General features: G+C 41.0%; 14 protein-coding genes and 1 pseudogene. 2 read left to right on the forward strand and 13 right to left on the reverse strand.

What is annotated here, in order from left to right:
* Nucleotides 1-151 precede the first annotated feature (151 nt).
* The 3 genes and pseudogenes from I2503_RS04105 to I2503_RS04115 all read right to left on the reverse strand — a co-directional run bounded on the left by I2503_RS04105 (nt 152) and on the right by I2503_RS04115 (nt 2586).
* Nucleotides 152-885: pseudogene (locus tag I2503_RS04105) on the reverse strand (B3/4 domain-containing protein).
* Between the two features lie 226 nt (nt 886-1111).
* Entirely contained in the window at nt 1112-2023 is a 912-nt protein-coding gene (locus I2503_RS04110) for an alpha/beta hydrolase (RefSeq protein WP_196967124.1), read from the reverse strand.
* On the reverse strand, nt 2023-2586 hold the full coding sequence (locus I2503_RS04115; protein WP_196091409.1) for a sugar O-acetyltransferase: 564 nt from the start codon (nt 2584-2586) through the stop codon (nt 2023-2025). Before I2503_RS04115 ends, I2503_RS04110 begins: the two co-directional genes overlap by 1 nt.
* 303 nt (nt 2587-2889) lie before the next feature.
* Here I2503_RS04115 and rhuM point away from each other — a divergent pair, with 303 nt between their 5' ends.
* Entirely contained in the window at nt 2890-3081 is a 192-nt protein-coding gene (rhuM, locus tag I2503_RS04120) for a RhuM family protein (RefSeq protein WP_348769620.1), read from the forward strand.
* 131 nt (nt 3082-3212) lie between these two features.
* Here the strand turns inward: rhuM and I2503_RS04125 are convergent, their stop codons facing one another.
* The 3 genes from I2503_RS04125 to I2503_RS04135 form a co-directional block, all read right to left on the reverse strand.
* Entirely contained in the window at nt 3213-4235 is a 1023-nt protein-coding gene (locus tag I2503_RS04125) for an aldo/keto reductase (RefSeq protein WP_196967125.1), read from the reverse strand.
* A gap of 72 nt (nt 4236-4307) precedes the next feature.
* On the reverse strand, nt 4308-4943 hold the full coding sequence (locus I2503_RS04130; RefSeq protein WP_196967126.1) for an NAD(P)H-binding protein: 636 nt from the start codon (nt 4941-4943) through the stop codon (nt 4308-4310).
* 31 nt (nt 4944-4974) lie between these two features.
* The gene (locus tag I2503_RS04135; protein ID WP_196967141.1) at nt 4975-5532 is read right to left on the reverse strand and encodes a TMEM175 family protein; all 558 of its coding nucleotides are present in this window, start codon (nt 5530-5532) and stop codon (nt 4975-4977) included.
* Nucleotides 5533-5666: 134 nt separating this feature from the next.
* Between I2503_RS04135 and I2503_RS04140 the strand changes: the two genes are divergently transcribed.
* On the forward strand, nt 5667-6479 hold the full coding sequence (locus tag I2503_RS04140) for a LysR family transcriptional regulator (protein WP_196091406.1): 813 nt from the start codon (nt 5667-5669) through the stop codon (nt 6477-6479).
* A 55-nt stretch (nt 6480-6534) separates the two neighbouring features.
* On the opposite strand, the gene I2503_RS04145 is transcribed toward I2503_RS04140, so the two are convergent.
* The 7 genes from I2503_RS04145 to I2503_RS04175 all read right to left on the reverse strand — a co-directional run bounded on the left by I2503_RS04145 (nt 6535) and on the right by I2503_RS04175 (nt 12353).
* Nucleotides 6535-7407 (reverse strand): alpha/beta hydrolase, encoded by an 873-nt coding sequence (locus I2503_RS04145; RefSeq protein ID WP_196967127.1) that lies wholly within the window; start codon nt 7405-7407, stop codon nt 6535-6537.
* Between the two features lie 238 nt (nt 7408-7645).
* Nucleotides 7646-8416 (reverse strand): SDR family oxidoreductase, encoded by a 771-nt coding sequence (locus I2503_RS04150; protein WP_196967128.1) that lies wholly within the window; start codon nt 8414-8416, stop codon nt 7646-7648.
* 167 nt (nt 8417-8583) lie between these two features.
* Complete coding sequence (locus I2503_RS04155) at nt 8584-9021, reverse strand: cupin domain-containing protein (RefSeq protein WP_196967129.1); 438 nt, start codon at nt 9019-9021, stop codon at nt 8584-8586.
* Between the two features lies 1 nt (nt 9022).
* Nucleotides 9023-9352 carry a carboxymuconolactone decarboxylase family protein gene (locus I2503_RS04160; protein ID WP_196967130.1) on the reverse strand — a complete coding sequence of 110 codons (330 nt, stop codon included), beginning with the start codon at nt 9350-9352 and terminating at the stop codon, nt 9023-9025.
* Nucleotides 9353-9564: 212 nt separating this feature from the next.
* Nucleotides 9565-10476 (reverse strand): alpha/beta fold hydrolase, encoded by a 912-nt coding sequence (locus I2503_RS04165; protein ID WP_196967131.1) that lies wholly within the window; start codon nt 10474-10476, stop codon nt 9565-9567.
* A gap of 427 nt (nt 10477-10903) precedes the next feature.
* Nucleotides 10904-11773, reverse strand: coding sequence for a nucleotidyl transferase AbiEii/AbiGii toxin family protein (locus I2503_RS04170; protein WP_196967132.1), 870 nt, complete (start codon nt 11771-11773; stop codon nt 10904-10906).
* Nucleotides 11766-12353 carry a type IV toxin-antitoxin system AbiEi family antitoxin domain-containing protein gene (locus tag I2503_RS04175; RefSeq protein ID WP_196967133.1) on the reverse strand — a complete coding sequence of 196 codons (588 nt, stop codon included), beginning with the start codon at nt 12351-12353 and terminating at the stop codon, nt 11766-11768. The genes I2503_RS04170 and I2503_RS04175 overlap by 8 nt, the downstream gene beginning before the upstream one ends.
* Nucleotides 12354-12850 lie beyond the last annotated feature (497 nt).

The raw sequence follows: 12850 nt of genomic DNA on the forward strand, positions 1-12850 counted from the left end.
ATTTCTCGAAAATCTCTGATACAATAGTCATAGGTTCTATATCCTTTCGGGTTGATTTTGCACTTCCTAGGATATAGGACTTTTTTATTTTTTTCAATCGGCTACCGAGAATTATTTTACACTAACGAAGCTCTGTAAAGGAAATGAAAGATTAAGCGTTAAAAGGAAGACTTGGTGTGTATCGATCGAGAATGTGTGAAGTTGCTTGACCACCCAAGTAGGTTTGGGATTGTTCAACGATGAATTGGAGCGCAGCTTCTAAGGCCTCCTCCCGGCTTGGATCCAATAATTCGATGACCAAAAAGGCATTCTTTGTGTCTTCTGTAATCATCGTCCGTTGGCCATCCCGCCAGTTAAGGCAGCGACAAACTGCTCCGGCTTCATCCTTGTAACACAGTTCACCTGGTAACGTTGGATTGTTTTCATCGCTTCCAATCAGATAAAAATCATCGCCACCTTCAGTCAGTGTTAATTGCAAATCACCTTGGAAGGTATCCAAATCCTCTGCACCACAAGGAAGAGCGAAACGAAGGCTTGCTGCATGATAGATATCCACAAGTGGCAAAATGGTTCCCACGGGTTTCTCGCTTTTGGCCCTTTTCAAAAGAGCTTCAATACTGGAGCGAGCTCCTTTTTTGGTCATAAATTTTTGAAAGGCTTGTCGATAAACATGAATCACAGGATTTTCTGCGAAAGGTTCTTCTTCCACAAAGGATATGGCTAGCTTATTGCTTTCCTCCAAAAGGCTTTGAAGCTCTGCTGGAGATTCATCTAGCTTTTGATTTACTCTTTCAAAAGCACAACTCCAATTTTTGCATCTAGAAAAAGATTCCAGAAGTACTCATCAACGATATAGTCTTTTAGTTTACTTTTAGTACAAGGCAGAGAGTCGTAGACAGTACTGAAGTACGGCAAGACGAGCTAACACAGTAATAAAAGATAAACTAAAAGAGTATAAAATGTGCCATGCTTGGCTCCTTTCATTGCCAATAGGTAAAAAAGCAACACTGTAAAAGTATCTTCTAAGACCTAGCGATACTTTCAAGTTCTGCTCACCCGGTGGCGATTCTTATTTATTATTCTTCAGTGTACCACGAAATACAGGCTTTGTCTATTTTCCTAAAAAGGCTTGGAGAGCTGGTAGGGCCGTCTGATTAAAACTTGGATCAATCCAATGACCTCCGCCTTCCACGGTTACCAATTGAGAATCTGAGAAATTTTTATTGGCATCTAAGGCATAGGAGTAAGGGACCACTTCATCTTCCGTTCCATGGATAATCATGACCGGTGCTTTTACCTTTTTGATTTCCGCATTGATTTCGATTGACATGGCATCGCTTAGATAGATCGCACCCAGTTGAGCATTCCGATGAGTGACAACCGCTGGGATGTCTTTTTCGGAGTCTACTCCTAATTGGGCATAAGTCTGATCGACATCGTCAAACAGAACAAAGGCAGGGAAGATCAAGGCTAATTTGTTAACCTTATCAGGATTTTCTGCTGCATAAAGGGTTGACACAACTCCTCCTTGGCTAGCTCCGAGAAGAGTTACTTTCTCATCATTGATAAAGCTCTCCTGAGTCAGCTGATGAACCACTGCTTCAAGATCTGCTTTTTCAGTTAAGACAGACATATCCAGCATATCTTGACCTCCGCTCTTGGATTGTTGGCTCCCGCCATAGAAATCAAAGCGATAGACCACATAACCAAGGCTTGCTAGGTCCTGAGCGTAGGTTTCATAGTTTTCTAAAGTATTGTTAAAGCCATGTGCGATGACTAGAAGCGGTCTTTTTTCTTTTTTATAATTGGCATCCGCAGTGATAACCCCGACCAACTCTACATCATCCCGTTTAACGGTATAGTCCTCGTTGACCAGATTGGTGGTTTCGCTCAACTCAACTGACTCACTTTCTTGACTTTGTACGACTTGGTTAAGCGAATCACGGCTATTGCGCCGGACAAAAAACCAAGTGCAACTAAGAACTAACAAAATCAGACTAAAAACATAAATGGCTTTGCGCATTATTCCTCCTCTTTAGGTTCAATTACCTTAATAACCTTGGCTGGATTACCAGCCAAGACCACATTGTCTCCGAAGGATTTGGTGATCACGGCACCCGCACCTGCCACAACGTTATCTCCAAGGGTCACGCCTGGTAGAACAGTCACACCTCCGCCAGCCCAGAAATTATCTCCAATGGTAATCGGTGCTCCATACTCCAAACCTGAATTCCGTTCGTCAGGATCCAAGGGATGGAGGGGTGTGAGGAACTGGCAATTTGGTCCAATCATGGCATTCTTCCCAATCCGAATCGGACACACATCGAGCATGGTCAAGTTCCAATTGGAATAGAAATTTTCCCCCAAGTGGATATTGACACCGTAATCACAAACAAACCGTGGTTTAACAGACAGATTTTCTCCTGTAGAACCAAACCATTCTTTTAAAATCGCAGCCCCTTTTTGCCGATCGTCTTCCTCGTTAAAAGCCTTTTGATAGGCCCTAGATGCCACAACCAATTCCCTTAACTCAGGATCAGCCGGATTGTAAAATTGGCCCGCTATCATTTTTTCAAATTCAGACATACGTTTCTCCTTCCGTAAATTACTACTACCATTATAGCAAAATCCACACTTCAAGGTTGCGAATTGAAAGTTGGGGGAGTAATCCAGTATGCAGTTATTCCCTTGATTTCGAGGAGTACCATGAAAGAATTACAGTCTCTTATCTACTCATCAGAAGAAGGAACAGAAAAGGCTCAAGTCATCACACGCGGTGAAAGTATCTGGGCAACTTAAAAAGAATTAGCTTGCTTGTTCGGTGTTAATAAATCTACAATCAATAGGCATCTCTGCAACATATTTATCCATGGTGGACTAGATAAAAAAGTGGTTGTTGCAAAAATTGCAACAACCACTCAACATGGGGCTACTTCAGCAAAAACACAGACTACCGAATCCAATTTCTTCAATCTAGATGCAATTATCTCCGTAGGCTATCGCGTTAACTCACATAAAGCAACTCATTTTAGGCAGTGGGCAACACGAGCCCTACGTGAATACATGATTATACTCTTTTAGTTTATCTTTTGTTACTGTGTTCGCTCATATTGCCGTAGTTCAGTACTCTCTGCGACTCGCTGCCTTGTACTAAAAGCAAACTAAACGACTATAAAACAATTGACCATACAAATCAAATCAAAACTAAGACATCACTTCAATTTCTGGAGATCTTTTTTGGCACCTTTGGCCAAAGCGCCGACGATTTTATGAGGAAGATATAAGTCATCCAAATAGTCCATATCCTGTGGAGATAGCTCAAAACCAAAGGCACCTAGATAATCATCCAGATAAGCTTCCTTGGTGACCCCAAGAATCGGACTGTGCATCCCCTTTTGCCATAGCCAAGCCAGTGCAATCTGACTACGACTCTTGCCGTATTTTTCTGCCAATTCCGCCACACGCGCCACGATCTTCCGATCCTCAAGCTCAGTGCTATCATACTTGGCGCGTGCACTTTGATCAGCCTGACTGCGCGCGGTATCCGCCGTCCAGTCACGCACAATCCGACCCGCCGCCAAGGGACTGTAGGGCACCAGAGCCACTCCCGACTCCTGACAGAAGGGAATCATTTCCCGCTCTTCCTCCCGATAGAGGAGATTGTAATGATGTTGCATGACGGAAAAAGGAGTCCAGCCCCTCTTGTCTGCCACATATTGGGCCTGTTGGAATTGCCAAGTATACATACTTGATGCCCCAAGATAAAGGACTTTCCCTGAACGAACCAGGTCATGGAGAGCCTCCATCGTCTCCTCGATTGGCGTCTGATAATCCCAACGATGAATGTAAAGCAGGTCGATGTAGTCTGTCCCTAATCGCTCTAAGCTCTTCTCCACCTGGTGGAAAATAGCCTTTCGCGAGAGCCCAGTGGTGTTGGGACTCGTGCTTTGGCCATCACCATAGAAAACTTTGGTCGCAATCACCACTTCTTCCCTTTTGGCAAAATCCTTCAAAGCCCGACCAAGAATCTCTTCGCTAGAACCATATCCATAAAAATTAGCGGTATCGAAGAAATGAATTCCCATATCCAAAGCCTTCTTGATTATCGGCCGACTAGCAGCTTCATCCAGCACCCACTTGGAATGAAAGCCACGCGCCGGATCGCCAAAACTCATACATCCCAAGCATAGCTTGGAAACCTCCAGACCTGTATCCCCTAATCGTGTGTACTCCATGACAGACCTCACTTTCTTATTGCTCTTAGTATAACAAAACAGCCGTCACTATTCGACAGGCTGTTTCTTCTTTTAATAAAAACTTGGCTTCTCCCATTTAGTTCCAACTTCCCCAAGTCCAACACTTTCACGGTGAAAGTCCTCTTTACCGCTTACCGCATCCACTACAAACTGGGCTACCAGTTGACGGGTTACTTGGGCTTCAGTGAAGGGCTCCCCTTTACGGGTCACATGAAGCTTCTTCCCTTCAGCATTATAAAGCCAGGTAATTCGTAAAATCAGATAATCCAAATCAGAGGCTTCCACTACATCTGCAGCCTTACGAACAGGGGAAGTCCACATGATACCTGTATTGGACCGATACCAATCTTGGAACGGACCTTCAATTTCTTGGTAAATATCCGGAACACTGGAAACAATAAAACGAGAAACGCCTGCTTTTTCAACCAAAGGAAGGAGGTGGCCCACAAGTTGATCATCTCCAACAAAAGCTAAGAAAGCGACATCAGCCCCTGCTAAAGCCAGTGACACCTGGGCAGTATCCGCAAAATCTCCATCTACAAGAGTTACACGTGGAGAAACAAATTCTTGCAACCGAGCTTGCGCATTTCGTGCAAAAAGCACCAATTCAACCTCTGTCTGTTCCAAAAAATAACGAGTTGCCAATTTGGCAATTTGACCAGCAGCACCTAAAATCGTAACTTTCATCACCCATACTCCAATCTATTTCCTTGATTCACTAAATCGACCTCGGGATGATAATCACAACGGCTGTTACCAGAACAGCCCACATCATAGCTTCTGGTAAAATCGTTAGCGTCAACAGTAATCCCACTAATTTGATCACGATATCCAACAACCGCGCTCTAACTACATCGGTAAGGGATTCACCCTGATAGCTATCCTCTTGCAGTTTCCGTAATTCCCTATACATCAAAATATTCATGGCCGTCACCAGTAGGGTAACAATTCCATACAAAGCTTGTCCAACTGGATTATGAAATTCTGCTGAAACCAAGGAAGTTGTATAGGGGAAAAAGGAAGAAAAGAAGAGTAGTAACATCGAAATCCATACCACGGTATTATTAATTTGTTTAACTCCATCCCAAACCCGGTGCATATTGACCCACATGGTTCCTAGCCAGAAAAAGGAGATGGTATAAGCCAGATAGTTCATCCGTAAATCCCACACGGCTGACCAGCTAATATGCTCCGGTCTTTCCAATTCGAGAACCAGTACGGTCATAATAATCGCCAAGACGGCATCCGTAAAAGCTACTAATCGTTCTTTCGCCATCATCTATTCAACATCCTCACTTTTTAAGTAATCTGTATCATTTTATCAAAGGTACACTCCCTATTCAACACCCTCGACGCTATTTACAGAGCCGCCTTCAAATAGTAGAATATCAAGCAAGAAAGGAGAACAACATGGTTCAGATTCAATTACTCGAACAATTTCTTGCTTTTGCGGATTTTGGGACTTTATCCGAAGCTGCCCAGCATCTCCATCTATCACAACCTAGCTTAACTCGAAATATGAAACAGCTAGAAGATGAATTAGGGACTGCCCTATTCCACAGAAGCCGCAACAAACTCACCTTAACAAAAACCGGAGAGTTCACCGTCACACAGGCGAGGAAATTAGTAAAACAACACCAAACTTTTCTCAACAAAGTTCAGGATTATTCTCAGTTATCCGTGCAACACATTGGAGGAATCTCTGGACCAGGCGCCGAGTGGCATTTTTTATCTCACAAACCTAAATTTAATTATCAATTGGTACTCCTTTCAACCCAAGAACTTTTTCCAGTTCTACAAGAGGAGCACTTTGATTTTATCATCACTGAGAAAACTTCTGAGCATCCCGGATTTATCAGTCAAGAATTGTTTAAGGAACAACTTCATCTATCCCTTCCTGCTTCTCACCCGCTCACAGCAAAAGAAGAAATCAGCGAAAAAGACTTGGCTGGTTTAAGTATGCTACTTTGGGCAGATTTAGGGGTTTGGCAGGACTACGTTGAGGGACTAACAAAAACAAAATTCATCCTCCAAAACAACTGGGAATCCTTTGAGGAACTCATTGCCATATCAGATATCCCTCACTTCTCCACGAATCTCACTCAACCACATACTGACAAGGATCGTAATCGAGTCCACCTTCCCATCACGGATCCAAAGGCAACCAAGACCTTTTATATCACGGTTCTTGATAAAAATAGGCACCTACTTCAGCTTGTATAACAATCTACAATCGTTTGAAAACACTGCTTCCTGATGAACGAAGCAGTGTTATTTTTTATAAGTTTTTTTCAAAGAAAGGAAGAATCGCGTCAAAGGCTACATCCACAAACGGGAAGAGGTCGTACATATCAAAATGGCTCGCCTCTGGAACCACAACCCACTCTTTGACAGCACTTTTGGCAGCATCAAAGATTTCACGAGAAGCAGGCTGGCTCCAGGCATTTTCAGCAGTAACCACCAAGTAAGGTTTGGTCATGTCTTCCATAATATTTTTCACGTTGTAGGTCAAAAGCTCCAATTGGCTCCAAGCTACAACTTGATTGCTCCAACCTGGACGATTTCCACGTGAGCTATAGTAATACTGAGCTCCTTCTTCAAAGGCGCGTGGTTGGAAGTTGAGGTGGATCAATTCACCCGTTCCATTTTCAAACGCTTCCTTGGCCGCTTTAACCTCCTCTTCAGGCATAAAGAAGTTGGTCATTGGAGAAGTTGAAATATCTGAAATTGCTGGTACAACAGCAGTGATGGCTTTCAAGCGAGGTTCTTTTACACCTGCAACAGACATGTAAGATCCAGAGCCACACATACCAAGTCCACCGATACGGTTCGAATCAACGTAAGGTAGGCTTTCAAGGAAATCAACAGCTCCTTCGATATCAGACTGTTTCACGTCAGGAAGTTCTTGTTGCCGTGGGAATCCTTGACTTTCACCAAAATAAGCCCCATCAAAGGTCAAGGTTACATAGCCTGCTTCTGTCAATTTTTGTGCATAAACACTTTGCGCTTGTTCTTTCAAGGAAAGCATCGGTCCAGTTACAACGATAGCTGGATAATCATTATTTAAATCAAATTCAGCTGGAAAATGAAGATTTCCTGCCAAACGTAGGTCTAACTCTTTATTTTTAAATACAACTTTTTGAATTTCCATGATTCAAACCGTCCTTCTACTTTTTATAAATTCAGTATAACGGAAAGGTAACCCCTTGTAAAATACAGACTTTCTATAGCAGTATGCACTAGATGAATAGAGTCCTATACCTTCCCAAAATACCGCAGGGCATTATAGGTATCATCACAAACCGCCGCATAATCATGCCGAGCTCCAATTCGTTCTCGATATAACACATTTTCCTCCTCGCGAAAGACATCTGGCGCCTCTTAAAGATTCATGATTTGTTGGCGAAAAGCTTGATAAGCAAAGTCATTTGTTCCTGACGCAGCCCAGATGATAAGGGCTGGTTCTTTTCCCGAACCAAGTTAGCGTGTGTTTGAGCTGGAGTATTGACATTCCCACTCATGGGATTGAAAAAGTAAAAATACTCCAAGGCCTTTTCAAAAGTCCGCCATGTATTGACAGAGCCCATAGAAAATCCGCTAAATCCCCGATAGCGCCTGCTCGCTTTCAAATCTTCAGGACTTGTAGATTGGGCATAACTACTATACCTTGATTCCACACCTGGAATCAAATCATGAACCAACTCTTGATAATACCGTTGGGTCAACTGAGTCGCTAAACCAAAGTCACTACTATCCTGAGGACTAGTATTGTTGTAAGTTAGCTTGACAATAATAGTTGATCCCACTTCTCCATTCGCTATGGCATGGTCCACATTATGTTTAAAAGCTGCTGGCCGCTCAGGGGATCCCATGGTCGTGGTCTCATTGGACCAACCTCCATTGACTAAGATATCCAATTGGCCATTGTAGGCGTTTTCAATGGCTGCCGCAATTTTTGCGATATCATCTGAACTTGTCACATCTGCCACAACATAGGAAAACCCCTCATTCGCATCCGCCACTTCATTTAAAACGGATTCACGACGACCTGCAATAATAACCTTTGCCCCTTCCTTAGCATAACTCTCTGCAATCGCACGCCCAATACCGCTTCCACCACCTGTGACCAGAGCAACTTTGTTTTCGTATAATTGACTCATCTTGAAACTCCCTAATCTAAATATGAGTACATTATAAGCCTTCATGAACTTTTTGAAAAATAGAAAAAAAGTAGACTGGTATGCAAAATATGAATAGAAAAGATTCAAAAAAGGCTGGTCAATGACCAAGCCTATAAACATTGTTACTACTAACTGTTCTTGAAAGACTAAGCTTCAAGGGCATCATAGTCTGCATCGGAAACCGCTTCATACCACTCAGTCCCCGTATTCTCTCCAGGAACTTCAAAGGCAATGTGAGAAAACCAGCTATCTTTTTTCGCACCATGCCAATGCTTGACATTCGCTGGGATGGAAACCACTGTTCCTTCTTTCAGTTCTTGGGCTGGTTTCCCTTCTTCCTGATACCAACCTTCGCCAGCTGTACAGATTAAAATTTGCCCACCGCCTTGAGTAGCCTTATGAACATGCCAATTATTCCGACAACCTGGTTCGAAGGACACATTGAAAATGGCTAAACTTGTCTCAGGATTAGTCAAAGCTTGAAGAAAACTTTGTCCTGAAAAATACTGGGCATAGGCTTGGTTGGCATCCCCCAAACCAAAGTTATTTGCTGGTATAAAAGCTTCTTTTTCTGCGTATTTCATCCTATTCCTCTTTTCCTTCATAGACTTCCTTGGCTTGCATCAAAGCAGACCAAGCCTTTGGCCACCCCACATAGAAAGAAAGATGGGTTAGTATTTCAACAATTTCCTCCTGGGTAATTCCATTAGCTTTTCCCAACTGAAGGTGATGAATCAATTGTTCAAAATTCCCACCTGACATGAGGGCTGCAATTGTAATCATACTGCGAAGTTTTGGAGATAGCTCTTCCTCACGAGACCAAACTTGTCCAAATAAAACATCATCATTAAAAGCTGCAAATTGAGGGGCAAAATCTCCTAGCCGATCGCGCCCAGCTGTTTGTTTTTGTGCCATAGCCTATACTCCTTTTCTATTCAATAGTTAGGTTTGATTGGAGATGATTCCAATACCTCCTATCTCTTTGATTATACTGCTCTTCCATCAAATTGTCGATTCAAAAAGTCATTCTTTATCCCAACACACCTCTAATTAGGAATCAGCGACCTGATTTTTAACTTTTCCAACTATCAGAAAAGCTGGAAGATTAACCTCCAGCTCGTCTATTTCTAGTTAATATCGTTCTCCTTGATCCAGTCTTCAATGTGAGCAGCGATTTCATCACTGTTTTTTTCCTGGAACATGAAGTGACTATTCCCTTCAATCCCCTCTTTTGGAAGGTATACGAGGGTTGCATTTCCACCGTTGTCATTTAAGGCATCTACAAATGTCTGTGCAGCTGCCTGCATTTGTTTCCATTGACCTGTTGCTGGAATTTTCTCATCACCATTATCAATGTAATCACCGAAGTAGAAGGTTACAAGGATTTTCTGTTCTTCGATCGCTTTGTAATCCTCACTGTCGGTCGCTGGCGCTCCTCCAGGTTCGATGGCTACAATAGCCCCAATATTTTCAGTATAACGAGCTGCAGTCCAACCAGGACCTCCACCTTGGGAATGGGTAGCCACAATCGGTTTCTTGCCAGTCCGTTCAAAAACCTCGTCAATGGTTTCGGCTAAGGCACGCGCCACAACCTCATTATCAAAGTCAGCCCCCTTATCTGAACGCATACCTGTATCTGGTGTCATTTGACGGAAAAATTGGTTCAGAGATTCTTCATCATTGGGGAATTGTGAATTTTCTGGAACTTGTGACTTCCCATTTTCCCAACGACCAATCCGGAACTGGGTGTACCACCGTTGATCAAATGGTGTCGTTGAAATTTCACCTGCAACAGAAGTTTGTACAGCTTCCCCACGAAGAGATTGGTCTACCAACCAGACACTGTGACCTTGACGAAGGAAGTAATCAGACCAGCCATCCCGGTCATCGATAGTGGTTTGCCAACCCATTCGAGATTGTCCATAACCATGTAAGAAAATCATCGGAGCTTCCATATCGTTCTCAGGAATTTGGAACAAAACATTGGCATGGTCTACGTGAGAGGTCTGACTAGCTCCGGTTTCTTCCCATTGATTCATTGTTTGTTGTTGAACAAGCTGCTAACAAGATTGATGCAATTGCAGCCGTTGTAGCTAATTTCCATTTATTTGACATAACTGATTCCTCTACTTTTTTCTTTGTCTCAAAGACAAATCTATTCTAAAGTACAAAAGCGTAAGAGTAAAACAGTCTTTTTTCATACCAGTATGTCAAAAATGAATACATAAGCGGGATTATAGGTATTCTGGATAACTAGATCTGAAATGCTGACAGTTCGCCAGTGGCAATGGAGAGAGATCGGCTTTGTTTTCTTCATGCTTAAATTATTAACTTGATAAGCACGAAAGTAACAAATGAAATAACAAAAAATCTGAACAAAGAGTTGTGGTTAACACATATCATTGTCCAGATATCTAAGTCTCTAGAAAACTCATTCAAGTCACTTTTAAACACATAGCAATCTATTTATCCCCTATCTGACATCTCAGACCCCCGATATAGTTCCTGACATTTCGATAGGTCGTTTACTATCGTCAGACAAGATTCGACTGTCATTTCATAACTTAAATCACCAACAAAATTATGTAGTTTACGAAAATTTTCCCAATACGACTTCAGTGGTTTCCAATTTTTTAAATCAATTAATTGCGCAGAAATAGAATCCAAATCAAAATCTATCCCTCGATAATGAAAAGTGTTTTGACATGCATGGTACAAAACCAAGTAATCAATTTTCTCTGAATACAATTTACTTAAAATATAAACATCGTAAAAATCCTTACTTCTTGAATTCAAAAATCCTCTGCGATAAATGGTTTCCATTTTTTCAGCTAAGATACTTTCAAGATTATAGGCTGCGATGGGAATTTCCAAATTAGTAAATAAACTACGATAAGGGTATTCGATTTTATGCGGTGTAATTGGATCTCCAGTAGCAATGTCTAATGGAATCGTTAGTTTAATATTTTCAAATTGACATAGAATAGAAATCCTAAATCCACCATATAGATCTTGATGTCTAATTGATTGGATTTTTCCAATCTGAAATTGGATTGCATCGTCTACTAAAATATCATTTAGAAAAGTAACTAAAACCTTTTCCTCTAACTTAGCTCTCTCAAGTAAAAAATCCATATCTGATGTACTCCTACTTTCAAGACCAATCATATTGGAGAGTAAAAAACCACCCTTAAAAACAAAATTCTGCGAATACTCGCTCTTGGCTATCTTCGTTAAAATGCTTTCTAAAAAATAGTAAGTTAAAGCAACATTAAACGAAACTTGTTTCTCCAAAGCAAGCTTATGACAGAGTGCCGTTAGTTTATTCTTATTCAAGCATTACCTCCAATATTTCCAGAACCTCTTTTTCAATTCCAAATATCTCCGCATATTTAAACAAAGTATTCAAATCTTTGTCCTTCAACTTAACATACTCTTTCATAACCGATACAAAAAGCTCCCTTTCCATTTTTGACCGATTTCCAATGAGATCACAAATAGTTCGTTCTAAATTATAACAATTGACATGATTACCGAAAGGTGTCTCAATCCTCATCATTCCCAATGAAAATAGCTCTTTTTTCACGTAATGGACTTGATTATTCTTATCAAATCGGCTTGCATTATACCCACTATAAACAGTAAATTCCATATACTTTGGGATAATGTCCGTAAATCCATGTAAATAAAGCGCAGATAAAAATGAAAATATTGGTACTTTATGCTGAAACTGGAAAATCTTATATTCATCATAGTTTGACCAATCTTGAATATAGATACCTCTCCCAACTTTAATAAGTTCACCTTTCAAAACTAACCTGGGTAGATAGTTCTTAGGAATATTACTATCCGAAAAATCAGAAGTCTTAATAATTTTGTTCTTTGCCAAAATATGCCGTATTTTTTCTTGATACATAAGCATGTCCCTCGTTGTTACTTTCGTGCTTATATCTTAACACATATACGCACAAAAGTAACAATAGAGAGCCATAAAAATCTGAACAAAGAATGACTTTCACATCACTTTTTGCTCAGATTTAAATTCTATGTAAACTAGTCCCAGCGCACGACACATAAATACTCAAATAGACGATTCCATTATAGTTTCATCTTCCATTTCGCTTTTTCTCTATGTAAAGATATAAAATGGCAAAAAAACTCCCGATTGCAACCGGTAAAACCAATAAATCGATTAATAAATCCATACAATCTCCTTTCAATGTATTTAAATCTTACATACAAAAGTGAAAACTAGCTCTTCGTAGAAGAAGAGCCAGATTCCACATAATCGATTCTTTACTTCAATTTTTATCTTTACAATTTTTGGATTTCTGAGTTAACTTCTCTGGATGTGCTAAAAACCAGATAAAAACCGTAAATGTTCCAACAAATGCATAGAATCCATGTTCAAAT

This window comes from Streptococcus sp. NLN64 (assembly GCF_015831295.1).
In the GTDB taxonomy this organism is placed as follows: domain Bacteria; phylum Bacillota; class Bacilli; order Lactobacillales; family Streptococcaceae; genus Streptococcus.